Raw genomic sequence first — 25,022 nt, 5'->3', positions numbered from 1 at the left:
CCTAGACCACCCCTCCCCTGGCCGGGGCGGGGTGTGCTCACGCCGCCCCGGCCAGCTCTCGCTCTGGCTGGAGCCCCGCATGTCCGACCACCTGCCCATCCCCACGCTGCCGCCCGCCCCGCCCACGCCGGCCGGCCGGCCCAGCTGGTGGTGGCGCCTGACCCACCGCCGCACCACCCGTGCCGCGCGGCAGGCACTCCTGCTCGCGGACCATCACGCCTGGACCACCGAACGGGCCCGCGCCGCCCAGATCGACCTGGTCCGCGCCGGTTTCCACCTCGGACCCGTCCCCCTCGGCTACCGGCCCCGCCGCATCACCGAACTCGGCACCGACGGGCGGGTGCGCCAGGGCATCCGCCTCGTCATCGCCCCCGGCCCCGCCTACATCATCGGAACGATCTACCAGTGGCGTGTCGAGGACGAGCTCACCCCCCGCGGCATCGCCACCCGCCTCCGCACCGTCCACAACCACCGTCTGGTCCCGCTGGTGAGCCCTGCCACCGGGCGGCCGTGGCAGCTGACCTCCACCAACGTCGCCCGCGTTCTGGCCAACCCCGTCTACACCGGCGCCACCGTCTGGGGCCGCACCCACGCCGGCCAGCCCGTCCCACCCGAGCAATGGATCATCTGCCTGCACGCCCACCAGCCGATCATCGACGGGCGCACGTTCTTCCGCGCCCAGCTCCTCGCCACCCCCGAAACCGCGATCATCAGCCCGCATCTGCCGCCCTGGGAGTTCCCCGCCGCCCCCACAGGTGAGCCGGGAAATGACAGCGGAAGCCACGGGCGGTGACGTGACGACACCACCGCGGCACGGTTCTCGTTTCATCCGGCCGAGCGGCCTGGCCCGCGGATCGCGGCACGGCGGTCTGGAGGTGCTGCCGTGACGGCCTCCTCACCCCGAAACGGGGAGGGAATGCACCGTCCGGTCGCAGAAAGCTCCGGGGCGCGTTTCTACGGACGGCGGGACGTTGCCCGCCAGGTGAAAATCGAACGCATCGAGACCGTAGATATGACCGCCGAGGAATACGACGCGGCAGTGTCCGCTCTGGCCGAACTTGTCCTACAGTGGGAAAGGAGAGGGGCACCGAACACGGTGCCGAAAAAGACAGGCTGACACCCGGGCCGGCTCTCCCTTCACGTGAACCATCTTCGAAAATCCAGAAAGAAGGGTCGGTATGCTACGCCCATTTTCAGCCCGACGGTCCACCCTGAAGACGGGGTCGAACTCCACACACGTTCCCGGTGCCGTGCCGGTTGTCCTCTATCTCCGGCACGGCACCGACCACGGGTGCTGGTCCCTGACAGAACAGCAGGAAAAAGCACTTTCCTTCCTCTCAGTCCACGCCGCCATCATCCAGGTCGACCCGCCCGGAGCAGCCTGCTGCCGGATTCCGGTCCGACCCGCCGGCCGCTGGGGAAACCGACACCGGCGGCCCCAGGAATAGGCCGACCGCAGCACCTCAGCACACCCCATCCGGGAAGGAAGGGACCTCACCATGCCGCGCTCGACCGCGCGCCGTACCACCGCGAAACGCACCAAGCAGGCCGTCGCCGCGCAACCCGAGATCGTCCGGGTCGGGATCTACCTGCGCCGCTCCACCGACGACGAGAACCAGCCCTACACGATCGAGGCCCAGGAAGAACGGCTGCGCTCCTACGTCGACTCCCAACCCAACTGGATCGTCGCCCTGCGGTTCGCCGACGACGCCTCCGGCGCCACCACCGAACGCAAGGACCTCCAGCGGGCCCTGGCCGCCGCCCGCAACGGACTCATCGACGTCCTGCTCGTCTACCGCGTCGACCGGCTCTCCCGCAGCCTGCGCGACACCGTCGATCTCCTCGAAGAACTCGAACAGGCCGGGGTCGTGTTCCGCTCAGCCACGGAGCCGTTCGACACCGCCACCCCCATCGGCCGCATGCTCCTCCAGATACTGGCGATGTTCGCCCAGTTCGAACGCGACATGATCATCGACCGGGTCATCGCCGGGATGGAACGCAAGGCCGCCAAGGGCCTGTGGAAAGGCGGACGGCGCCCCTTCGGCTACCAGGTCGACAAGATCGCCAAAAAGCTCATCATCGATGCCACCGAAGCCACGATCGTCCGACTGATCTTCGACCTGTACGTCCGCGACCGCCTCGGGACCAAGGCCATCGCCAGCGCCCTGAACAGGCGCGGCCTGCGTACCACCGTCGGCGGCCCCTGGTCCGCCAACCAGATCCTGCGCATGCTCGACAACCGGATCTACCTCGGTGAACTGACCTTCCGCGAGATCACCGTCGAAGGCACCCACGAACCGATCATCGACGAGGAGACGTTCAACGCCGCTCAGAAGATCCTCACCGAACGCAGCGAGTCGATCTCACGCCGGGCCTCCAACCCCTCCGACTACTACCTCACCGGCCGGATGCGCTGCCCCCAGTGCGGCACAGCCCTCATCGGCACCCGCGCGACCGGCCGCAACCACACCTACCGCCACTACACCTGCCACACCCGCAACCGCTACAACCGCCACGAATGCGATGCCCCCGCCTCGACGCCGACGCCGTTGACTACGCCGTGCTCACCGCCCTCGCCAGCTTCTACCGCGACAACCAGCAGCTCATCGCCGACGCCGTCACCAAAGCCCAGCGCAGCCACCGCGACGCCCGATCCGACCACGCGGCCGAACTCGCCACCATCGAGACCGAACTCACCCAGACCGACCAGGCCATCGACCGTTACATGGGCGCCTTCGAGCGCGGTACCCTCGACGACGAGACACTCGCCACACGCCTCGAAGCACTACGCACCAAGCAGCAGCAGCTCCGGCAACGGCAGGCCGAGCTCACCGAAGAGATCGACCACGAACCCGCCATGCCGGCCCGCTCCAGCCTTCGCGCAGTCGCCCGACACATCGAAATGATCATTGAGACAGGCGACGACCTCGGGCGCAAGGCCCTCATCGAAGCCTTGGTCGCCGAAGTCAAGATCACCGGACCTGACCGGCTCACACCGATCTTCAAGGTCCTCGGACCCGACGCTCCAAGGGACGTCGCCAACGTAGACACCAGCCAGCCGAAGCCGACCCAACCAGCCACGTCCCCCGCCCCCTACAGGGGCGCCGCAGCCGTCCTACCAGCCACAACGCCCCCGAAGGGAGCGGTTCGCGCAATGCCTACATGGGTGGAGGTGGCGGGAATCGAACCCGCGTCCTCCGGCCCCGACACAGGGCTTCTCCGGGCGCATCCTGCTACTTGTTTCTCAGCCTCGTCGGACACGCAGGCAAGCCGACATAGGCTCAGTCGCTGTTTGATGTCCCGACCGACCCCGCGACCAGGTCAGCCGGTGATCCTCCTAGCGACGTCAGATTCTGGGCCGGAGGCTCTCCCAGACTGACGACTACCTAGTCCCTCTTAAGCGGCGAGCGCGTAAGTGGGGGTAGTGGGCTGCGTCTTGTTGGCAGCTGTTGTTCTGAACGGATCGTTAACGAGATAACCGCTCATCCTCGGCCCGCTTCCCCTGCCTCGACGTCCGGAGTCGAAGCCGGTCACCCCCAAGTTCTGATCAGTTATGACGTTTCAGTGTACCGCAGACGCAGACGCAGACGCAGACGCAGACGCCAGCCAACAGACGCTCCTGCCAACCCGACCCATCGCGCGCGTCACTGCGTCCAACGCTCGGACGCCGGCTCCATGTTCCCACGTCGGGCACCCCGCGTACCAACGGGTTTCCGATGTGGCGGCCGTGGCGGCCGTGGCGGGCGCGCGTCACGACGGCCCGGCCCCGTGGGCATGCCGTCGCGGGCAACGTCGTTGTACGGAGTTGTTGTATGGATAACGGCTACCAGACGACCAGCGCCTCGGGAGATCACCGTGGAGATCAAGGAACTGGGACATCTCGTCCTCTACGTCCGGGACATCGAGCGTTCCAGCGCCTTCTACCGGGACGTACTCGGCTGGCGGCAGATCTTTCCCGACCCGGCGGGCGCGGACGGCAACCCACTGCGGGCCCCCGCCGCCGCGTTCTCCTCCGGACGCACCCACCACGAGCTGCTCCTCATCGAGGTCGGCGAGGACGCGGCGGCCATACCCCAGGGCCGGCGGGTGGGGTTGTACCACTTCGGGCTGAAGGTTGGCGACAGCGACGACGAGCTGCGCGCGGTGCTCGCCCGTCTGCACGACGCGGATGTGACCATCGTCGGCGCGTCGGATCACACGGTCACCCACAGCTTGTACATCCTCGACCCGGATGGCAACGAGATCGAGCTCTACATCGACGTTCCCGGGGTCGACTGGCGGAGCACTCCCGCGCTCGCCGCGGCTCCGGTCCGTCCGTTGCGGCTCTGATCTGATCAGAAGATCAGATCAGAGCCGCCGAGATCAGAGGCGCCGGGAGTTCCCGCCTTCCGCCGCACGGGCCGTCGCTCGGTGAAACTGTGCCCATGCGACCGTCCCCCGACCAGCGTCGGCGGCTGCCGACTCTGCTGGTGACGTTGGCGATCCTCAGCGGTCTCGTCGACGCGGTCAGTTTTCTCGGACTCGGCCGGGTGTTCGTGGCCAACATGACCGGAAACGTCGTCCTGCTGGCCTTTGCGCTGGCCGGGGCCCCGGGCCTGTCCGCCGACCTGTCTGCGCTGGCCCTGGCTGGCTTCCTGGCCGGAGCCGTCATCGCCGGACGGATCGGCACGGTGACCATAATCGGCGGTCGTCGCTTCTCGTGGCTGATCATCGCGATGGCCGCGCAGACCGGGCTGATGGCCGGCGCGCTGATCGCCACGCTGGTCACCCAGGGACTCGGTACGGAACCCGAGATCCCCGATATCCCCAGGGCCCGGCCCTATGCCGTCATCCTCCCGCTGGCCCTCGCGATGGGCCTGCAGCACGCGACGGCTCGGCGGATGGCCGTTCCGGACATCCCGACGAATGTGCTGACCAGCACGTTGACCGGGATCATCATCGGCTCCCGGCTCGGCGGAGGAACGGGCTGCGGTGGGGCGCGGCGGGCGCGGCGGGCGCGGCGGTTCGCCGGCCCCGTCGCCATGTTCGCCGGAGCCCTGATCGGGGGCCTGTGCCTGCTCCATCTCGGCCGGATCGTCCCGCTCGTCCTGGCGACCGGTACCGTCACCGGCTGCCTGATCGCCACAGTGACCGGCACCGTTGCGGCGCCATGATCAGGAAGCCGGAGAGGCTTCGCCACCCGCGCCACCCGGCCTGGTCGCACGGCGCCGCTGCCGGATGACGACCGTCGTGTCGAGACCGCCCTCGCCATCCGCCTGGGCAGCTGCGAGATCCCGCTCAGCCAGCTCGATCATCGGCAGCGGGATACCACGCCGGCCCGCCTCGGCAAGGCAGATCCGCAGATCCTTGCGCATCCAGTCGACCGCAAACCCGAAATCGAACTCGTCGCGCACCATGGTCTGACCACGATTCGCCAGGTACCACGAGTTGGCGGCGCCGCCGGCCACGGCGGAAAGCACCAGATCGGTGTCCAGACCGGCGGCAATAGCAAAGTTGATGGCCTCGGCCGCCCCTTCGACGGCTCCCGCCACCAGAATCTGATTGACCATCTTGGCGAGTTGTCCGCTACCGACCGGCCCGATCCTCGTGATGGTCGCGCCGTAGGCGGCGAGCACCGGCCTGGCCCGCTCGATCGTCTCAGGATCCCCACCGCACATGATGCTCAGCAGGCCGGCCATGGCACCCGCCTCCCCGCCGGAAACCGGGGCGTCGACGAAACCGACGCCGACCTCGGCGGTGCGCGCCGCGATCTCCTCCGCGAGTTCCGCGGAGGTCGTCGTGTGATCGACAATGATCGCACCGGGCCGAAGCGCTCCCAGCACCCCGTCGGCACCGAGGACGACCTCGCGGACGTCGTCATCGGCACCGACGCAGAGGCAGACGACGTCGACCTCGGTCGCCGCGGCGGCGGGCGACGGCGCGATCCGGCCGGAATGTTCCTCGGCCCAGCGTGCCGCGGTCGCGGCCGTGCGATTGAACGCGGTGGTGGAGAACCCGGCCCGAACCAGGTGACCGGCCATGGGAAATCCCATCGTGCCCAGTCCGACGAAGGCAACACGCATGAACGTCACTCCTGTTTCGCCCCCGATGGCGTCCACCGGGATCGGTCGGTCATGAGAGTCGGTCGGTCATGAGAGTCGGTCGGTCACGAGAGCATGAGAGTCGGTCGGTCATGAGAGTCGGTCGCCACCGCCCCGACATCCGATACCCCCGACATCCGATACCGGGGTGCAGACGAAGGCCCAGGGAGCTCCACGCAGCCTCGTCATTACCACGGTGACGGCCGGTCCAGCGGGAATCAGATCACGACGGCGGGGTAGCAACCGGCGGCGGATCTCCTCGACGTCGCCGGCGAGGCCGCGTCGCCGGACGTCCAGCGACCCGATCTCACGAGACCGCAACAGGTCCGCGATCCGGCGCACGTCGAAGGGCAGCTCGGCCTCGATGCGCAGCAGGCGGGCGAAGGGGGTCGTCACTGCCTCGTCGGAGGTCAGGAAGGCGATCATCGGATCAATCTGCCAGGCTCCGAGGCGCCGCCCGAGCTCGCCGACCAGGCCCGCCCGAGTGACCGCCGGGTTCGGATCGTGGAGGAACCGGCCCGGAGCCGCTACCCGACCGGCGGCCTCGCCGACCCGACCCGCCGGACCCGCCGGACCCGCCGGACCCGTATCCGCCGGGACGACTGGATCCGGGGTCCCGGTGAGGCTCACCGGCGCTCCCCCGGCCCGCAGGGACGCCGAGCCGCCCGGCCCGGGCAGCACAGTGGCGCGACGCGGGGCGGTCGCGAGGGCCGGTGAAAACAGCACGGCCTCCTTGAGATCCCGTCCGTCGGCCACGAACTCGATCTCCCAGCCGGGGGGAACCAGCTCCGTCGCCAGCCCTGGCGCGGCCTTCACCGCGACGGCCGCAACCTTGTCGGCAAGCCCGAAGCACCAGGCCAGCGGCGGCTCGCTCGCCCGCGACACCAACCGACGGTCGCCGGCACGCCGGGCCGGATCGACGAACACGGCGTCGCATCCGGAGAGGTCCACCTCCCGCACGTCGGACAGGCGCGTCTCGAGGCATCCCGTCGGCACGGTCGATCCCGTGGGCGGCGCGGTCGTGGGCAGCGCCGTCGTGGGCAGCGCCGTCGTGCCCTCGACCGCGTGGACGGCGACGTTGAGCGCGGCCATCCGCAGATGAACCGGATCCCGGTCGACGAGCATGATCTCCCGGCCCCGCGCGAGGGCCAACGCGTCCCCGCCGATCCCCGTGCACAGGTCGGCGAGCCGGCACAGACCGGCGAACCGCGCGGCCCGATGCTCGGCCGCCGCTTGCGAGGACGCTTGTTCCAACCCGGCTCGGGTGAAGAACATCCGATCGGCCCGAGCAAACTTGACCATCGCGCGCCGCCTCAGCTCCGCCTGAGTGAACGCGGCGGCGAGGAGCGCGGGGGACACGCCCTCGGCGCGCAGGCGGGCACCGACAGCCAGTTCCCGGGCCGCGCCTCCACCGGCACGCTCATCCTCGGCGAATGCCGCGACCGCCGCCGCCAGCACCGCCTTACCCTGGGCGCTCAGCAGGGCCTCGAACTGCGCCAGCCGGTCGCCGTCGGAGGCGGTCACGGCGACCCGGATGCTGCCGGAACCGGCGAATCCGCGGCACGACGACGAGATAACGACGACGGGAACATCGACAGAAACGTCGACAGGAACATCGGCGGCACCACGGACGGTGTCATGGACGGCTGGCTAGTCAGAGGTAGCGCCCCTTGGCTCGGCGGCCCATCGCCCGGCCGATCTCCCGGGCCGCGTCCCGCTCCGCGATCGCGTGCCGTTTGTCGTAGGACTTGCGGCCACGCGCCAGCGCGATTTCGATCTTCGCCCGCCCGTCCTTCCAGTAGAGCGAGAGCGGGACCAGCGTGAGCCCACCCTCCTGGGTCTTACCGACCAGCTTTTCGATCTCCGCCCGGTGCAGCAGCATCTTGCGCTTGCGGCGGGGAGCGTGGTTCGTCCAGGTCCCCTCGGTGTACTCGGGGATGTGCACGTTGTGCAGCCAGATCTCACCATCGTTGATCTGGGCGAACCCGTCGACGAGCGAGGCCCGCCCGGCCCGCAGCGCCTTCACCTCGGTGCCACGGAGCACCAGCCCAGCCTCGTAGGTGTCGAGGATGTCGTAGTCATGCCGGGCGCGCTTGTTCTGCGCGATCAGTCTGCGCCCCGTCTCCCTCGGCACTGTCCTGTCCCTCTTCCCACACCGTTCGCGAAATCTTCTCCGAACCTACGTCCTGCCTCCCGCGTCGGTGACACGCCGGCTCCACCGCGAGGACACCCATGGTATCGATCATGTGAGCGCCATCGTCGGTCGCCAGCGTGGCCCGGGTGACGTCGCCGAGCGCTCCGTAGGGCGACGAGCGCCGTCAGCGCGCCCCGCGGAGGAGCCGCCGCGGCGGCGCGACCTGGGCGTTCAGCACCTTCCAACTCCTTGCTCGGCTGTCGAGCTTGCTCGGCCGTCGAGACGACGGACTTGATGACGATGGACTTGATGAACGGTGCCAGCGAGTACTATACTCGAACACACGTTCGATGACCAGAGTGTTCAGGCGGATCGGCGGCGATTCCTGCCGGCAGATCCAACCGCTCCCTCTACGCACCCATGACAGGCGGCATGATGCATCCAGTGACCAGACCCGGTTCATCGCTTCGGCCCGGCTCACAGTCCAGTCCGGGCGAGTCCAGTTCAGGCGAGTCCAGCCCGCGCGAGGAAGCAGAGGCCCTGGGCCCCCGCGATACCGGAGTCGACGACCGTGGTTCCCTTTCCCGTCATCTGGACTCATCGATGGTTTATGGTCATCGTGTAGCTGAACTCGACGCGGACGGATGCCTCCGGGCAGATGTGGAGATCGGTCGGGAGATCGCGCGCTGGGAGGCGGCACGGCTGCTCGTGAGAGCGAGGTTCGCGCAGCTACGGCCGCCCACGGAAGAGGATGAGAGCGGGGTTGCCAGGGGATTTCACGAGTTCGCGGGAGACGAACTGGCCGCCGAGCTGAGAATGTCATCAGCGGCGGGAAACAAACAGTTGGGTTTCGCGGTCGGCGTCGTCCGCCGCATGCCGGCAGCGCTGACTGCTCTGGAACATGGTGAGCTAGATTCCCAGCGGCTGACCGTGCTGGAACGACTGACGGCCAACCTGTCGGACGACCAGGCCGCGGACGTGGCGGAGACAGTTCTGCGCCGGGGTGGGCGGCCGAGCCACGCAGCGTTCGCGGCCGCCGTTCGACGGCGTGTGGTGCTGGTAGACCCTCAGGGCGCGGAACAGCGTCGCCGCAGGGCGACGAAGGCACGTCGGGTGACAGTGCGGGCCGAGCCGGATGGTATGGGCCGCATCTCGGCCTCGCTTCCGGCGGACCGCATGCTCGCGGCGTTTCGACGAGTGGACCTTCTGGCGAGGAGAGCGGGCGGTGCGCAGGACGGTCGCGGGCTCGAGCAGCGTCGGGCCGACGTTTTCTACGACCTGCTGATGGGGCGGGATCGTGACCGTGTCAGTATCGAGATGCAGGTGGTCGTGTCGGCTTCCTGTCTGCTGGGTATGTCGGAACGGCCGGCGGAACTTCCCGGTTATGGCCCGATACCGGCCGGACTCGTTCGCGAGATGGCCGAGAACCCCCGATGCACATGGCGGCGGATACTGATGGATCCGCCGGAAGGACGAGTTCTGGAGGTCAGCCGGCGTCGCTTTCCCTCGGCCGCCCTGGCTCGTCATGTCCGAACTCGAAACCCTACATGTGTCTTTCCGGGATGCGAGCAGCCTTCCATTCACTGCGACCTTGATCATACCAGGCCGCATCGTCGAGGTGGCCAGACGAGCGAGCGGAACCTCGGGCCAAAATGCCGGAGGCATCACCGGCTGAAACACTCGGGTGAAAAGCGGCCTAGGCGTGACGCCAAGCAAGGAGCTACGAGAAGACCGGGGCGGCCGGGCACATCATCTCCCGATCAATCCACGCAGAAGGGATGGTCCGTGTGCCAGCCCAGGCCTGGACATTTCACCTGGACGAGCCCGGAGGGACGCCAATATGAGGTGTCACCCGAAGATTATCTCAAGGAAGTATTCATCGAGGATGATGTCCAGTTCGAATCGAAGCGAACCGGGGCCGAGCGACGGATGACGCCTCAGACCCGCAGATGACGGCGGAGCGCCACCGAAGCCATCACGGCGGCGGCGAGCACACCGACCCCCAGCACGACGGCCGCGGTCTCCCAGACCGCCGACCAACCGAACAGGGGGAACATCGTCTGCTTCGCGAACCGGCCGTCCACCAGGTAGATCTTCGCCAACGCAAGCACGCCCGTGGCGAGCAGCCCGCCAACCAGCCCCACCGCCGCGATCTCCAAGACGAACGGAGCCCGGATTGTTCCGTTGGAAGCACCGACCATCTTCATGATCGAAGTCTCCCGTCGCCGGGCGTGCGCCGAGATCCGGATCATCGTGTAGATGAGGGCGAAGGACGCCAGGGCCTGCACGCCGGCGAGGGCGAAAGCGCCCGCGGTGAAGGCGTCGAGGAACCGGTACAACGGGTCAAGCAGGCCGCGCTGGTCGCGAACAGCTTCCACCCCGTCGAGGCCGGTGTAGGTGACGACGATGTCGCGGGCCGCTCGCGGATCGGTAAGCGTGAGTCGTAGCGCCGCGGGCAGGTCGTCGGGTCCGACACCGGCGAGGACGTCGGGCGATCCACGGAAGTCCCGGCGGAAACGGTCGTACACCTGCTGTTTGCTTTCGTACCGCACGTCGGCGACCAGTGGATCCGCCGCGATCTCGGCATCGAGGGCAGACCGCTCGCCCGGGGTGATGCCATCGGAGAGATCAACGACGACCTCGATCTGGTCGAGCAGGAAGTCGTCGATGGTGTGCACCTGCGCCCGCAGGAGCAGGCCCGACCCCAGCAACGCCAGGCAGATCGTGACAGTTATGATCATGGCACAGGTCATCGCCAGGTTGCGGCGCAGGCCCGTCCACAGCAGCGACGCCAGCAGACCCGGTCGCATCAGCGGACCCGGTCGGCCGGCACCCTGGGCCGGGGCCGGGGAATCATCGGCACCGCCAGATCATCCTGGTTGTAACGCCCGCGAGCCTCGTCCCGGATCAGCGCGCCGTCGCTCAGCTCGAGCACCCGGCGGCGCATCGCGTTGACGAGCGACGCGTTGTGGGTGGCCATCACGACGGTGGTGCCGGCCTGATGAACAGTGTCGAGCAGGTTCACGATCTCGATGCTGGTGTTCGGATCGAGGTTGCCGGTCGGCTCGTCGGCCAGCAGGATCCGAGGACGGCCAACGAACGCCCGGGCGATCGCGACCCGCTGCTGTTCGCCTCCGGAGAGTTCGTCGGGATACCGGTCCGCCTTCTCCGCGAGGCCGACCAGGTCGAGTGCCTCCGGCACGACGCTGCGCACGACATGCCGAGGACGGCCGACCACGTCGAGGGCGAACGCGATGTTCGCCGTTACGGTCCGATTCGGTAGCAGGCGAAAGTCCTGGAAGACACAGCCGACCAGCCGGCGCAACTGGGGCACCCCGCGGTCCGGGATCCGCGCGACGTCACGGCCAGCCACCAGCACCCGGCCGGACGTCGCTCGTTCCTCCCGCAGCAGCAATCGCAGCAATGTGGTCTTACCCGATCCGGACGGACCCACGAGGAAGACGAACTCACCGGCACCGATCTCCGCGGTGACATCGACCAGCGCCGGCCGGTCGCCGTTCGGGTACCGCTTGCTCACGGAACTCAAAACAATCATTGCGCCTTCCCACACGCCTATGACTTTCAGTAGCCGCATGGTAGGGCGTGACGAAGGTCGGGGACCGCAGGTTACGCCCGACCGGAATCTCCGGGAACAGCCCGGACGGGTCGCCGCCCGCCCGATCGATCGACCTTTGACGGAGCGGCACGCCACCGTGCGCGGGCGTAACGTGGAAGTCGATCGTGCGCGTCGCCAGCGGTCGTGCTCCATCCGGAACGTCCGGGTGTTGTCCCCATCCCGGGGAAGTGCGACGATCGCCCGATCATGGCATCCGTCACGGGTGGGAAGGAGGCGCCATGGGCAGCGAGGATCTCGTCTGCGCGCGCTGCGCCGGACTAGTGGTCGAAGGCCGGTGTCCCACCTGCCGCGCCTCGCGCGAGTATCTGCGCCAGAACTTCTTCCAGATGTCACCGCAGGTGATCGTCGTGCTGATCGCGATCGTGATGCTACTGGCGGTCCTCGCCGCCCGTCACGTCTCTTGAGCCCGGCCACGCTGGGACCGCCCCGACGGTACCTATCACGCCTGCAAGGCGATCACGTAGCGTAACCACATCTCCGATTACGATGACCGCGGGAGAACTGATCGCGGCTTCGGCCGCAAGCTGGGCGATATCCACCAGGGGCCCGATGATGATCTTCTCATCGGCTGTCCCGCCAGCGTGGATCACCGCGGTCGGAGTCTCCGGCCGGCGGCCCCGCTTCACCAGCTCGTGACTGATCTCAAAGAGTGCCCCGACGCCCATCAGCACGACGACCGTGCCCGGACCGGTAGCGAGCGCGTCCCAGTCGGCAGTGGAACCGGGATGCGAAGGATCGATGTGGCCGCTGACGACGGCCACGTCCTGGGTGACGCCCCGGTGGGTCACCGGGATCCCGGCGAGCGCGGGGACCGCGACGGCGCTCGTCACCCCGGGGACGATCTCGCAGGGCAGGCCGGCCGCGGCGCAGGCCAGAGCCTCCTCGCCGCCACGACCGAAGACGAACGGATCGCCGCCCTTGAGCCGGACGACACCGAACCCGCGCAGTCCCCGATCGACGACCACCGCGTTGATCTCGTCCTGGGTCAGGTTGTGACCGTGCGGCGCCTTGCCTGCATCGATGATCTCGGTACCGGGTCGCACCTCGTCCAGCAGTTCATGGGGAGCCAGCCGGTCGACCACCACGACATCCGCAGCCTGGAGCAGCCGTAGACCGCGTACGGTGATCAGATCCGCCCGCCCGGGACCGCCACCGACAAGGGCCACCCATCCGCCCGGGGCTGTCTGCGCACCGGTCATCTTCGTCCCCTCCCGCGTCGGCTTTCTCCCAGTGTGCGGCCTGACCAGCCCGTTCGGGGCCGATCACTGTAGCCGACCGTTTCGGCTGATCGCCCGACTGATCGCCTCAGCTGACCGGCCGGGCCGCCGCGACGGGGCCGACCAGCACCCGACCGTCCTGCACCTGCACCGGGTAGACGGGGATGCGCACCCCCTCGGCATCAAGGCACTCCCCCGTCGCCAGGTCGAACGCCTGCTTGTGCAACGGCGAGAAGACCACGGCCCGGTCTCCGCGGGAGCCGACGAGACCCCGGGAGAGCACGTTGGCCAGGCCGATCGGGTCGGCGTTGCCGACGGCGAGCACGGGACCGTCGCTCAGCCGGAAGATGGCTACTTGGGCGCCGTTGACGAGCGCGGCCACGCCGCGATCGGGAGTCAGATCGTCCAGGGCACAGATGTCGGTCCAGATCATGGCGGCCTCCAAATCGTCCGTGATGCGCCTACTTGCCTATCCAGAGGCTTTTGTGTCCGTTTCGTCCCTCTGGATAGGCAAGGAGCCTGGATAGGCAAGGAAACGGTCAGCCACCACGGGTAGCGTGGCACCGGCGATGAGGGCCGCCCGCTCGGCCGGGCGGGCCGGCCGGGGCTGGCCGCGTTCGAGGACGTGGATGACGTCGGGGTCGGCCGCCTCGGGGGCGTTGACGAACGAGGCGAACCGGCGCAGTGCCGCCGGATCGGCCAGCGTCGTCTTCCACTCGTCCTGATAGGTCGCGACGTGGTAAGCCATGGCCGTGTCAAGCTCGGCGCAGATGCCCAGCGAGTCATCGACGATGACCTCACGGACATGCCCAAGGCCGCCGTCGAGGCTCTCCACCCACGGCGCGGTGCGCTGGAGGCGATCGGCGGTGCGCACATAGAACATCAGAAAACGGTCGATGTAGCGGACGAGCGTCTCGGTGTCGAGGTCGGAGGCGAACAGCTCCGCGTGCCGGGGCCGATGACCGCCGTTGCCGCCCAGGTACAGGTTCCAGCCCTGCTCGGTGGCGATCACCCCGACGTCCTTGGACCGCGCCTCCGCGCATTCCCGGGCACAGCCGGAGACCGCCATTTTGATCTTGTGAGGGGATCGCAGGCCGCGGTAGCGTAGCTCCAGGTCGACGGCCAACGTGGTGGAGTCCTGTACGCCGTAGCGGCACCAGGTCTCCCCGACGCAGGACTTCACCGTCCGCAACGCCTTGCCGTAGGCGTGTCCGGACTCGAGTCCGGCGTCGGTCAGCCGCTTCCAGATCTTCGGCAGCTGCTCGGCCCGGGCGCCGAAGAGGTCGATGCGCTGCCCGCCAGTGATCTTCGTATAGAGGTTGAAGTCCCGGGCCACCTCGCCAATCAGGATGAGCGTCTCGGGCGTGACCTCGCCGCCGGGCAGCCGGGGGACGACCGAGTACGTGCCGTCCTTCTGCATGTTCGCGAGCAGGTGGTCGTTGGTGTCCTGCAGGGCGGCCTGCTCGCCGACTAGGACGTACCCGTTGTAGAGGGAGGCAAGAATCGAGGCCACCACCGGCCGGCAGACCTCGCAGCCCCGGCCCCGACCGTGCTCGGCGATCAGCTGCGAGAACGTCGTGATCCCCCGCACCCGGACGATCTCGAACAGTTCGGCCCGGCTGACGTCGAAGTGCTCGCACAGCGCCTTCGACACTTCGAGGCCCGCAGCGGCGAGCTGCTGGCCGAGGATCGTCCTGAGCATCGGCACGCAGCTGCCACAGCTCGTGCCCGCGTTGGTGCACCCCTTGATCCCAGCGACGTCGGTAAGACCATTCTCGCTGATCGCGGCGCAGATCTGACCGTGGGTGACATTGTTGCACGAGCAGATCTGCGCCCCGGCGGAGAGCGCCACCCCGGCCCCGGAGCCGCCGGCCCCGGCGACGTCGCCGGCCGGCAGGATGAGCCGCGCGGGATCGTCCGGCACGACCCCGGCGGAGCCGACCATGGCCCGCAACGTTCCGTACTCCCCCGCGTCGCCGACGAGGATGCCACCGAGGACGCTACGCGCGTCGTCGGAGAGCACCAGCTTCTTGTAGACCTTGGCCACCGGGTCGGCGAACGTGATAGGCAGCGCACCGGGAGTCGTCCCGAAGGCGTCCCCGAAGCTCGCGACATCGACGCCGAGCAACTTGAGCTTGGTCGACATGTCGGCACCGGTGAAGGTCGCGTCGCCGCCAAGCAGACGGTCCGCGACGACCTCGGCCATCGCGTATCCGGGTGCGACCAGCCCGTACACCCGTCCCGCCGCCAGGGCGCACTCGCCGACGGCGTAGATGTGCTCGTCGCTGGTGCGGCAGCCCTCGTCGACGACGATGCCACCGCGATCCCCGACGTCGAGTCCGCACTCGCGGGCCAGAGCGTCCCGCGGGCGGATCCCCGCCGAGAACACGACGACGTCGGTGTCGAGGCCGGCCAGCCCCTCGGGGTGACGGGCGAAGACCATTCGGGCGACCCGCCCGTCGGCATCGGCCTCGATCCGCTCGGTGGCCGTGTCGGTGTGGACGCCGATCCCGAGCCCGGTGATGTGGGCTCGCAGTGTCTGCCCGCCGGCCTCGTCGACCTGGGCCGGCATCAGCCGGGGCGCGAACTCGACGACGTGGGTGGCCAACCCCAGGCTACGCAGCGCGTTCGCCGCCTCCAGGCCGAGCAGGCCGCCACCGACGACCACACCGGTCCCGGTCCGGCTGCCGCGCGCCGAGGCGGAGATCGCATCCAGGTCCTCGATCGTGCGGTAGACGTGGCAGCCGGTGGCCTCCCGGCCGGGTACCGGCGGGACGAACGGGTAGGAACCGGTCGCAAGCACCAGCACGTCGTACCGGTAGGTGCGGCCGGCACCGGTGGTCACCGTCCGGGCAGCCCGATCGACGGCGACGACCGGTTCACCGAGACGCACTCGCAGCCGGGGGTGCTCAAGGAATCCGTCCTCGACGAGGCTGAGGTCCTCCGCGGTCGCCCCGGTGAAGTACGCCGAGAGGCCCACCCGGTCATAGGCGGGCCGAGGTTCCTCGGCGAGGACCGTGACATCCCATCGCCCCTCGACGTCGCGGTCCCGCAGCGCCGCCAACAACCGATGCCCCACCATGCCGTGGCCGACGACCACCAGTGATCGAGAAGACATCCGCGCACCACCCGCACGTCCGAACCGATGGGTGCCGGTCCGAACGGCCACCCGCTACGACCAGAACCGTACGAACCCAGGATGTCAACGCCGACTCGAAGTCAGGTCGGTCCGGCTACAAGGCATGCACTCCACGACACGACGGGATGTGAGATGCCCGACGAACGCTCGATGCGGACGTCGTGAATACGCAACCGTGCCGGTTAACACCGGCGTTGCACACCGGCAAGCGCGTGGACATGGCCGTGGCCGATCCTGCGGTGACCGGGGGATCGGCGCGGGACCCCAGGCCAGGAGGTTGCCTTGTGACAATCCGTAGTCCCGGGCGGCCCGACGCTGGCGACCGGTCCGGCGCACCCGGGACCGCCGGAACACCCGAAACCACCAGCCCGCCCGAAACCACCAGCGCACCCGGGACGTTCCCGGCGTCGGCGACATCGAGGGAGCCGGCCGTCAGCGCCGTGCTGCCACCGCTGCTCGGCTTCACCGTCGGGGTCACGGCCGCGCGTCGCCGCGACGAGCTCGCGAACCTCCTCGAACGGCGCGGAGCCCGGGTGGTCCATGCCCCGGCCCTGCGCATAGTGCCGCTCGCCGACGACAGCCTGCTGCTCGCCGCGACCCGGGAGTGCCTCACCCGGCCGCTGGACGCGGTGATCGCCACGACGGCAATCGGCTTCCGCGGCTGGGTGGAGGCCGCCGAGGGCTGGGGGCTCGGCGAGCGGCTGCGCGACCGGCTGGACGGCGCCCGGCTGTTCACCCGCGGGCCGAAGGTCACCGGCGCCGTCCGGGCCGCGGGGCTGACCGAGTGCTGGTCGCCCCGCTCGGAATCCGGCGCCGAGCTCGTCGCCCATCTGCTCACGGAGAACCTGGCCGGGCTGCGCATCGCGGTGCAGCTACACGGCGAGCCATTGCCAGACATGGTCGAGGGACTGCGCGCGGCGGGTGCCGAGGTCGTCGAGATACCGGTGTACCGGTGGGAACCGCCGGACGATCTGCGGCCGGTCCGCCGGATGGTCGAACTCATCGTCACCGGCGGGGTCTCCGCGGTCACCTTCACCAGCGCGCCCGCCGTGGTGAGCCTGCTACGGATCGCCCGGGAGATGGGACAGTTCGACGAACTGTTGACCGCGCTGCGTGGCGAGGTGCTACCCGTGTGCGTGGGTCCGGTCTGTGCCGCCCCCCTCGAACGGCAGGGCGTGGCGACGGTGACCCCGGACCGGTTCCGGCTCGGAGCACTCGTGCGCACGCTGTCCGACGAGCTCCCGCGTCGCCGGGTGCGGACCGTCGAGGCCGCGGGGCACGTGCTGCGGGTCCAGGGCGCGGCAGTGATCGTCAACGGCGAGCCGGTGATGCTCGCACCCAGGACCGCGGCAGTCCTCGACGCGCTGACCGAGCGTCCCGGCCGGGTGCTGTCCCGAGCCGAGCTGCTGCGCCGGACGGGCACGGCCGGGCTGACCGACGAACACGCGGTCGAGATGACCGTCGCCCGGTTACGCACCGCGCTGGGACCAGCCGGCTGCGCGGTCGAGACCGTCATCAAGCGGGGCTATCGGCTCGCGGTCGTGTGAGAGAGCACGCGGCAACCGCCGGGCCCCGGACTCCAGTTTCCCGCGCCCCCGTCGTCAGGCGCCTCGGCCGAGCCGCCAGCGCGCCGCTCGATATGCCCGCCACCCCGACTGCAGTCCTCGCCGGACGCTGAGCAGGGCGTCGCGATGCCCCTGGGAAACGAGCCGAAGGATGTCGGCCGCCCCAGCGGCCCGATTGACGATCAATCGGCTGATGGCGAACCGGGACAGCGTCGGTTGATGAATGCGGTATCCGACCTCACAGGCTGATTCGAACCCGGCGGCCGCGACGACATGGCGCACCGCCGCACAGTGATAACCGAAGGGGTAGCAGAAGCTGTCCGGACGCCGGCCGGTTCTCTCCTCGATCAGCCGCCGGCTGGCGGTGACGTCGTACCGCGCCAGAGCGGTCGGCACCACGTCGAGCTCCAGATGACGGTGACCGTGCGAGCCAAGCTCGATGCCCTCCCCGGCGAGCGCGGCGAGGTCGGACCAGTCCAACAGGGGGAGGTTGCGCTCGGTGTAGCCATCCAGCCAGGTGGCGCGCCGGCCGACGAAGGCGGTCGGCACATACAGGGTAGCGCTGGCCCCGATCGCCCGCAGAGCGGGCACCGCGGTGGTGACGAAGTCCTCGAAGCCGTTCTCAAAGGTAATCACCACCTGGCGGCGGGTGGGATGCGCCAGCGCGTCAGTGAGACCGGTGAGGTGGTAGCCGCTTTCGACGAGGGCCTCGAGCTGCTCTGCGAAGGCACCGGGAGGGACCTCCCAGCGTCGGAAGTCCGCACTCACCGAATCACCGACGCCGTGGTACATAAGGACGGGCAGGGGCATCGTGGGCGCACCGTCGAACACGCCGCCTGCGGCGCCGGACGCCGCAGGCGCCAGGGAGGTCACGGCGTTCCCGTACCGGCGAGACTGGCCATCTTGCCCGGATTTGCACCGTTATTTCCACACATATACATGTGTGCATTCGTGTGCAGGGACACAGACCGCACTCCCTCCGCGACAGCGGTTCGCAATTGTGAACGACCAGGTGACACGGGCGTACATCCCATCGGGTGAAGCAGTAGGCGGACCAGATCAAGACACCGAAACTAAAAAATCGAACGGTCCGCGAACTACCCGGAACTCTACACGTGTATACCCGGCATGCCAATGGCGTCAGGAGATCCGGTGAGTCCTTCCCCGACGCCGAGCCGAGCCGAGCCGCCGGCCGGGCCTACGTCACACCGACGTTCCCACCACGGCCGGATCTTTGTCTTTTCACCGTCCGTTCCCCGAGAGGCAGGCGACATTTGGATGCCGTCCCGGAAACGGGGGATCTCCAGACCCCCGGAACTCCGGAACTCCGGAACTCCGGAACCGGAGCGCCGGGCTCCGGGCTCCGGGCTCCGGGCTCCGGGCGCTCATCGTCTCGCCGGGCCACGAGCGCCCGGACGGTGCGGCGAGGCTTGCCCGCCCAGTCCGGAACCAGACACATCCCAGGCGTCGACAAAAGCTCCGAAGAACCCTCTCACGCCTGGTTCTCGACCGACCGCCGCCACCGGATCTCCGCGTCGATGAAATCATCGAGCTCGCCGTCGAGAACACCGCTGGTGTTCGAGGTCTCGGTGTCGGTACGCAGATCCTTCACCATCTGGTACGGGTGGAGGACATAGTTACGGATCTGCGATCCGAAGGAGACGTCCTGTGGCCCGCCGGTGATGCGCTGTTTCTCCGCCGCCTCCTCGGCCCGCCGCCGCTCCAGGAGCTTCGCCTGCAACACGATCATCGCGGCGGCCTTGTTCTGGAGCTGGCTGCGCTCGTTCTGACACGTCACCACGATGCCCGTGGGCAGATGCGTGATGCGGACCGCGGAGTCGGTGGTGTTGACCCCCTGCCCACCCGGACCGGACGAACGGAAAATATCGATACGCAGATCCTTGTCGTCGATGTCGACGTGGTCGGACAGCTCGACGACCGGGGTGACCTCGACCCCGGCGAAGGAGGTCTGCCGCCGGTTCTGGTTGTCGAACGGCGAAATCCGGACGAGCCGGTGCACCCCGTGCTCACTGCGCAGCGTCCCGTACGCATAGGGCGCCTTGACCTGGAAAGTTGCCGACTTCAGACCCGCCTCCTCAGCCTCGGAGGTGTCGAAGACCTCCGTGGCGTAGCCGTGCCGCTCGGCCCACCGCAGGTACATCCGAAGCAACATCGCCGTCCAGTCGGCCGCGTCCACCCCGCCGGCCCCGGCCGAGAGCTGCACGATCGCGTCCCGCTCGTCGTACTCGCCGGACAGCAGGGTCCGAACCTCGAGACCGGCGATGTCACTGGACAGCCTGGGAAGATCGGCTGCGGCCTCGGCGAGCAGATCCTCATCGCCGAGGTCCGCGGCGGCGGCGATGTCGTCGAGACGGCGACGCAGCCCCTCCACCCTGGCGATGTCCCCGCGCGTCGACGACAACCGGCGGGTGACAGCCTGGGCCCGGTCCTGATCGGACCAGAGGTCAGGGTCCGCGGCCTGACGCTCCAGCTCCTCGGCGCGACGGCGCAACCCCTCCACGTCGAGAACCGTCTCGATGCCGGTCAACGTGGCATCCAGCTGTTTGATCTCCTCGGACAGGTCGACGGCCATGCTGTTCACCTTACCGGCGGCGCCCGGGGGCCACCGCCACAACGGATCTTGTCCGCCCGGACGGGAGCCGGCCGAGTTCGCATCGGCGTCGCGCCGAGCCCCGACGACCTCCCGACGGCATCCCGACGACGTCTCGACCAGGAAACATCATCGTGGCGAAACATGCAATGGCTCGACGACACGAGGATGAAACATTCGCGGGATGCCACGAGCATTTCGGCCGACCGACGCCCGCACTGCGGACAATCGTTACAGCGGCCCCGGGCGGTCAGCCGGTTCAGCCGTCCGATGACAACCTCCGACAACAACCGATGCCAATTCCTGAAGAGACACGTACCACATCGCCGAGTTCGCACAACTCGACGCGTCCGCGGCCCCCGAACGATACCTTCGAAGGCGGCGCTTCGCGCACGAATACGTGAACGCCGGGTTTCGTCGGGACAGTGCGGCCCCGCGACCATATGGGGGTCGGCCACGGAGAGCTCGGATGCGGAGAGCTCGGATGCATCGACCGGTGCGCGCGTGTGCACCGGTCGATGTCGCCGGGACAGGACGAAGACAAGACTCAAGGACCGACCACTACCACGGGAAACCGACCACTACCACGGGAAGAGGAGGAAGGCCGCCGTGAATAACCGGATCTGTCGTCCGAGCGATCGGATCACGCCGTTAGCGGCGGCGACTCACCGCCCTGTCGCGTGCCAGCGGAAGGCCGCGATCATTCCCGCAGGAGCACGGAGGGTCCCATCGTGTCGGAGGTCTCGGAGGTCGCAGACCGACGCTCTGTCCTGGTTGCCACCGGCCTCGCGGCGGTGGGCTCCGTGAGTCTGCGCGGCGACGCGTCCGGCCTGCACGAAGCCTGCATGGCAGCCCTGACCGCGACGGTCAAAGCCTACGAGACGTCTGATCTGATCACTACCACGTCCGCCCTGGTCTCGTTAGAGCGCACGACACAGACCGTGCCCCGGGAACACCGGCTGCGCGGCCGGCCTGCGCTGGAGTGGATGCGGCTGCACGCGGCGGTCACGACGGTGGCGGCTGCCACCGCCTACGACCGCGGCAAACACTCCGACGCCGCTGCGCGGGCCGACCGGGCCGCGGCGCTCGCCCGGGCGGCCGGGGACGGGCCACTCGCCGCCCGCGCCCTGGCCCTGCGCGCCCGGGTGGTCCGCCCACACAGCCCGGCGGTGTCCCTGCAGATCGCCGGGGCGGCGGCGCGGATCGCGGGGCACAGCTCCACCCGGGCCCTCATCGCCGGGAAGGTCGTCACCAGCGCCTGTGCGGCGACCGGCGACCGGGCAGGCGTCCGGGACGCCGTCGCCAGAGCCTGGCAGACGATGGAACGGCTCGACGACACCGCCCACGGCTCGCCGGGTTTCTCGCTCGACACTTACTCCCCGGCGGATCTGGCCTTGGCCTGCGCCGAGGCCCTGACCACCGTCGGCGCAGCCGACGAGGCCACGCCTCACCTGGAACGCGCCTCGGCGTTGATCACCGGCAGCGGCCAGACGGGCATGGTGGTCTCGGTGCGGATGGCGCAGGCCCGGGCCGCACTGGCCCGGGAGGTCCCGGATCGCGACGAGGCAGCCCAGCACGCCGCTCAGGCGGTGGCGCTGTCCGCCGGGCGGCCGGCCGAATGGGTGGCCCGGCTGGTCCGGGACGTGTCGGATCTGGCCGAGCGCCGCACCGGCCACGGTCTCGACGATCTCATGGACGCCACCTCGACCTGGTTGCACCAGGGGTCGGAGGAAAGCCAACGGGTGACGCGCACGCAACCGGCGCGGTTCGGCGTTCCGGCGCCGGCCGGCGTCATGGTGCAGCGGGCTGGCGGACCACCGACTGTGCCTGCGCTCCGGCACGTACCGTGACCGGACCCACCCCGAGGGAGCCGACGACCGGAAGGTCGACCACACGCGTGCCCTCCACCTCCACCGTCGTCGCGTCGACGAGGGTGGAGGTGAGGGTCGTGCGGCCACTCGGATCGGCCCGGCGCTGGTACTGATCGACGGTCGTGGCGATGTCGGCGAGGGGCAGGCGCTCGAAGGCGTCGGTGGCGGTGTAGATCGCGTTCTCGTCGATGCGCTGGGCAGCGGCCAGCGCGGCGCCGTCGGCGGCCGAGGCCACCGACCGACGAGCGAGGTAGACGGCGGACACGTCGGTCACAACGACCACCAGCATCGCCGCGACCATGAGATACCCCAGCGTCAGCACGAGAATGGTCCCGCCGTCCGCGCGGTTGGTCCCGTCCGGGCGGACGACTCCGTCCGGTGTTCCGGCCGACCCCGTTGCTCCGGCCGACCCCGTCCCGCCGCTGGTCACAGGCACACGTTTGGTCACGGGCACGCGTTCTCCTCGCTGACGCTCCTGCCGGAAGGCCGAACAGGCGGGGCCGGAAACCCACTGCCCCAGCAACCCTATTAGCAACCCTATTGTGGGAGAATAGTAACCCCATTGCGGGAGAATACGGTCATGCGGCACTGATCCGACTTACCACCGGAGTCATCGACCGGTTCCGCTCGATGGACGTCAACGGCGGCGCACTGATCGTGGGACACGTCGTGGCGAGCGTGTTCGCAATCTCGTCTCGACGGCGCTGGTGTTCGGCGTGGCCTTCGCCATCGGCTTCCGCTCGCCCGCGGGCCTCTGGCGGTGGCTCGCCGCCGTGGGCCGTGCTGGCGCTGTTCGTACTCGCGCTGTCCTGGCTGCAGGGCTTCGCTCGTAACCAGCAGCCGCGTGCGGGTCAACACCATCTTGCCGTACGGCGCGCGGACAAAGTACTCACCTCACCCCTGACGATCGCGTACACCTCTAGGCTCCGAACCCGTGCACCGGGAGACTTCCGCACCACGGATCCGATATCCTGATCTCACCTTGTCACGGCCGCGGACGATCGCGCGTCCGTTGGCGAGGTTCGCCGGCAGACTCCTTTTCCCATGCCCAGAAGAGGATCATCCAAGTGACCACGACTGCCAAGACCACGAACGCGTTCGATTTCGCGCCCAACGACAGAACACTGCTCGACGCGGAGATCGCCGCTCTCGAGAACCTCGAGAGCGGCGACTTCAGGAATCTCCCACCGACGACCGTGGCAAAGTTCGAGGAACTACGGGGAGCAGGGGCCTTCACCACGACCAGGATCCCCGGAGCCGATGCCGACGTCCAACTCGACGCCGGCGTGCTGGTCCCCCTCAGGCCGGGGCCGCACCCGGTTGTCATCATGCCGGCTCCGCTGGCGCCGACGGGATGGAAATCGTATCCGGGGATGCTCCTGAACTTCGCGCTCAAGGGATATCTGGCGGTCGCGTACAGCGAGCGCGGGCTCGCCGACTCCACAGGGAAGATAGACGTCGCCGGTCCGCGGGACCGGGCGGACGGCTCGGCCGTGATCAACTGGGTACTGAACACCTATCCCGACCGCGCGGATCCGGATCGGATCGGGTTCGCGGGGTCGTCCTACGGCGCCGGCCAGAGCCTGATCATCGCGGCGCACGACGACCGGGTGAGGGCCGTGTGCGCGCAGAGCGCCTGGGCCGATCTGGGCCGATCGCTGTACGAGAACGAGACACGACACCTACTGGCGTTCGAGGAGCTCGCCAAGCTGTTCGGCGAGGAGAACCTCTCCGCCGAAGTCAGGGAAATCTTCGACGACTTCCGGGCCAATCGGAATATCGAACGGCTGCTGGAGTTCAGCGCGGTCCGTTCACCGGTTACCTATCTGAACGAGCTCAACGCCAGGAGGGTCCCCATCTTCCTCGGCACCTACTGGCACGAGACCATCTTCTCGGTACCCGCGGTGGTGGAGTTCTTCAACGCACTGATCGGTCCCAAACGCCTCCTGGTAATGATCGGGGATCATGGCGGCGACGAGATCAAGGGGTTTCTCGGCGGTATCAGTCGTCCGACAGCGACGACCTTCCGCTGGCTGGACCGCTTCGTTGCCGACGAGGAGAACGGCGTGGAGAACGACGGCGACGTGCACACCGAGTACATGCACAACCTGTTCACGATCAAGAAATTCGCCGACTGGGACTCGTACACGCTGCCGCCGCGGCGCTACTACCTGAACGCGCCGCTGCCGGGGACATCGGACGGCTCACTGACGCCTCAGCCCAACTCCGGGTGGAGCCACACCTTCCGGGCCGGCACGGACACCCCAGCACTGATAGCCCCGGCCCTGGTAAAGACCGGCGTCCTCGAAAGACTGGGGGCTCCGATCGTGTACGAGACCTCGGAGATCTCCCGCGAGGACGCCGCGGTGTGGTCGACCGAACCGCTCACCGCACCGAGTCAGATCACCGGAACCGTCTCGGCGCATCTCACGGTCACCCCGTCCGCGAAGAGCGCGACGCTCGTGGCGCACCTGTTCGACGTCGACCCGGGTACCGGTAAGGCAAAAATCATCACCAGCGCGCCCTTCACCCTACTCAACGACCGCGAGGGAGAGACGCAAACAATCGACATCCACCTACAGCCGGCCGACTACCGCATCACGCCGGGCCACCAGATACAGCTGGTCGTGGACACCAAGGACAGGTTCTTCGGCGACGCCACCGTCACCAACAGCAAAATCGAGATCTCGTCCACCGACGGCTCCTCGTCCTACCTGAACATCCCGCTCGACGAGATTCCGCTCGAGAACGACTAGCCGACCGGATCC

Annotated in this window: 20 protein-coding genes and 1 other RNA gene; 9 read left to right on the top strand and 12 right to left on the bottom strand. The window is 68.6% G+C overall.

All coding sequences use genetic code 11. From position 1 onward, the window contains the following. Positions 1-793, top strand: a 793-nt coding sequence (locus AC08OO_RS09745; protein WP_476618432.1) for a recombinase family protein, incomplete at its 5' end; no start/stop codon positions are given. 706 nt (positions 794-1,499) lie between these two features. Then, positions 1,500-2,906, top strand: coding sequence for a recombinase family protein (locus AC08OO_RS09740; RefSeq protein ID WP_476609893.1), 1,407 nt, complete (start codon positions 1,500-1,502; stop codon positions 2,904-2,906). 258 nt (positions 2,907-3,164) lie between these two features. Here AC08OO_RS09740 and ssrA read toward each other — a convergent pair. Next, positions 3,165-3,538, bottom strand: a transfer-messenger RNA (tmRNA) gene (gene ssrA / locus AC08OO_RS09735). A 317-nt stretch (positions 3,539-3,855) separates the two neighbouring features. Between ssrA and AC08OO_RS09730 the strand changes: the two genes are divergently transcribed. Further along, positions 3,856-4,329: a VOC family protein gene (locus AC08OO_RS09730; RefSeq protein ID WP_476609894.1), complete on the top strand. Its 474-nt coding sequence runs from the start codon at positions 3,856-3,858 to the stop codon at positions 4,327-4,329. A 95-nt stretch (positions 4,330-4,424) separates the two neighbouring features. Continuing rightward, on the top strand, positions 4,425-5,153 hold the full coding sequence (locus AC08OO_RS09725; protein WP_476609895.1) for a YoaK family protein: 729 nt from the start codon (positions 4,425-4,427) through the stop codon (positions 5,151-5,153). Here the strand turns inward: AC08OO_RS09725 and AC08OO_RS09720 are convergent, their stop codons facing one another. The 3 genes from AC08OO_RS09720 to smpB all read right to left on the bottom strand — a co-directional run bounded on the left by AC08OO_RS09720 (position 5,154) and on the right by smpB (position 8,214). After that, the gene (locus AC08OO_RS09720) at positions 5,154-6,062 is read right to left on the bottom strand and encodes an NAD(P)-dependent oxidoreductase (protein WP_476608350.1); all 909 of its coding nucleotides are present in this window, start codon (positions 6,060-6,062) and stop codon (positions 5,154-5,156) included. Positions 6,063-6,170: 108 nt separating this feature from the next. Then, positions 6,171-7,604, bottom strand: coding sequence for a THUMP-like domain-containing protein (locus AC08OO_RS09715; RefSeq protein WP_476609896.1), 1,434 nt, complete (start codon positions 7,602-7,604; stop codon positions 6,171-6,173). Between the two features lie 130 nt (positions 7,605-7,734). Next, complete coding sequence (gene smpB / locus AC08OO_RS09710; protein ID WP_085003355.1) at positions 7,735-8,214, bottom strand: SsrA-binding protein SmpB; 480 nt, start codon at positions 8,212-8,214, stop codon at positions 7,735-7,737. A gap of 603 nt (positions 8,215-8,817) precedes the next feature. On the opposite strand from smpB, the gene AC08OO_RS09705 reads away from it, so the two are divergent. Continuing rightward, a complete protein-coding gene (locus AC08OO_RS09705; protein ID WP_108913676.1) occupies positions 8,818-10,167 on the top strand; it encodes an HNH endonuclease signature motif containing protein in 1,350 nt (449 codons plus the stop codon). On the opposite strand, the gene ftsX is transcribed toward AC08OO_RS09705, so the two are convergent. Together ftsX and ftsE are read right to left on the bottom strand one after the other, a co-directional pair. Next, entirely contained in the window at positions 10,152-11,024 is an 873-nt protein-coding gene (gene ftsX, locus AC08OO_RS09700) for a permease-like cell division protein FtsX (RefSeq protein ID WP_011435252.1), read from the bottom strand. The genes AC08OO_RS09705 and ftsX overlap by 16 nt on opposite strands. Continuing rightward, a complete protein-coding gene (gene ftsE, locus AC08OO_RS09695; RefSeq protein ID WP_476607307.1) occupies positions 11,024-11,770 on the bottom strand; it encodes a cell division ATP-binding protein FtsE in 747 nt (248 codons plus the stop codon). The genes ftsX and ftsE overlap by 1 nt, the downstream gene beginning before the upstream one ends. A 299-nt stretch (positions 11,771-12,069) precedes the next feature. Here ftsE and AC08OO_RS09690 point away from each other — a divergent pair, with 299 nt between their 5' ends. Then, complete coding sequence (locus AC08OO_RS09690; protein WP_476609897.1) at positions 12,070-12,255, top strand: hypothetical protein; 186 nt, start codon at positions 12,070-12,072, stop codon at positions 12,253-12,255. Here AC08OO_RS09690 and cobA read toward each other — a convergent pair. The 3 genes from cobA to nirB all read right to left on the bottom strand — a co-directional run bounded on the left by cobA (position 12,220) and on the right by nirB (position 16,186). Then, positions 12,220-13,050 carry a uroporphyrinogen-III C-methyltransferase gene (gene cobA / locus AC08OO_RS09685; protein ID WP_476609898.1) on the bottom strand — a complete coding sequence of 277 codons (831 nt, stop codon included), beginning with the start codon at positions 13,048-13,050 and terminating at the stop codon, positions 12,220-12,222. The two genes, AC08OO_RS09690 and cobA, sit on opposite strands and share 36 nt — an antisense overlap. A 106-nt stretch (positions 13,051-13,156) precedes the next feature. Continuing rightward, on the bottom strand, positions 13,157-13,501 hold the full coding sequence (gene nirD / locus AC08OO_RS09680; RefSeq protein ID WP_011435248.1) for a nitrite reductase small subunit NirD: 345 nt from the start codon (positions 13,499-13,501) through the stop codon (positions 13,157-13,159). Between the two features lie 36 nt (positions 13,502-13,537). Continuing rightward, entirely contained in the window at positions 13,538-16,186 is a 2,649-nt protein-coding gene (gene nirB, locus AC08OO_RS09675; protein WP_476618431.1) for a nitrite reductase large subunit NirB, read from the bottom strand. A gap of 461 nt (positions 16,187-16,647) precedes the next feature. On the opposite strand from nirB, the gene AC08OO_RS09670 reads away from it, so the two are divergent. Next, the gene (locus tag AC08OO_RS09670) at positions 16,648-17,754 is read left to right on the top strand and encodes a uroporphyrinogen-III synthase (protein WP_476609909.1); all 1,107 of its coding nucleotides are present in this window, start codon (positions 16,648-16,650) and stop codon (positions 17,752-17,754) included. A 54-nt stretch (positions 17,755-17,808) separates the two neighbouring features. Here AC08OO_RS09670 and AC08OO_RS09665 read toward each other — a convergent pair whose 3' ends face one another. Continuing rightward, positions 17,809-18,645 (bottom strand): polysaccharide deacetylase family protein, encoded by an 837-nt coding sequence (locus AC08OO_RS09665; protein WP_476607303.1) that lies wholly within the window; start codon positions 18,643-18,645, stop codon positions 17,809-17,811. 619 nt (positions 18,646-19,264) lie between these two features. Then, on the bottom strand, positions 19,265-20,365 hold the full coding sequence (gene prfB / locus AC08OO_RS09660; RefSeq protein WP_476609901.1) for a peptide chain release factor 2: 1,101 nt from the start codon (positions 20,363-20,365) through the stop codon (positions 19,265-19,267). A 749-nt stretch (positions 20,366-21,114) separates the two neighbouring features. Between prfB and AC08OO_RS09655 the strand changes: the two genes are divergently transcribed. Continuing rightward, positions 21,115-22,233 carry a hypothetical protein gene (locus tag AC08OO_RS09655; protein WP_476609902.1) on the top strand — a complete coding sequence of 373 codons (1,119 nt, stop codon included), beginning with the start codon at positions 21,115-21,117 and terminating at the stop codon, positions 22,231-22,233. Here AC08OO_RS09655 and AC08OO_RS09650 read toward each other — a convergent pair. Next, the gene (locus AC08OO_RS09650) at positions 22,175-22,702 is read right to left on the bottom strand and encodes a pilus assembly protein TadG-related protein (protein ID WP_476607306.1); all 528 of its coding nucleotides are present in this window, start codon (positions 22,700-22,702) and stop codon (positions 22,175-22,177) included. The two genes, AC08OO_RS09655 and AC08OO_RS09650, sit on opposite strands and share 59 nt — an antisense overlap. 619 nt (positions 22,703-23,321) lie before the next feature. On the opposite strand from AC08OO_RS09650, the gene AC08OO_RS09645 reads away from it, so the two are divergent. Beyond that, positions 23,322-25,010, top strand: a complete 1,689-nt coding sequence (locus AC08OO_RS09645) for a CocE/NonD family hydrolase (protein WP_476609903.1) — start codon at positions 23,322-23,324, stop codon at positions 25,008-25,010. Positions 25,011-25,022: the final 12 nt, after the last annotated feature.

This window comes from Frankia sp. CeCAU1 (assembly GCF_977971845.1).
Note: the sequence above shows the minus strand (reverse complement) of the source record. Positions and strands in the feature narration are given on the sequence as shown.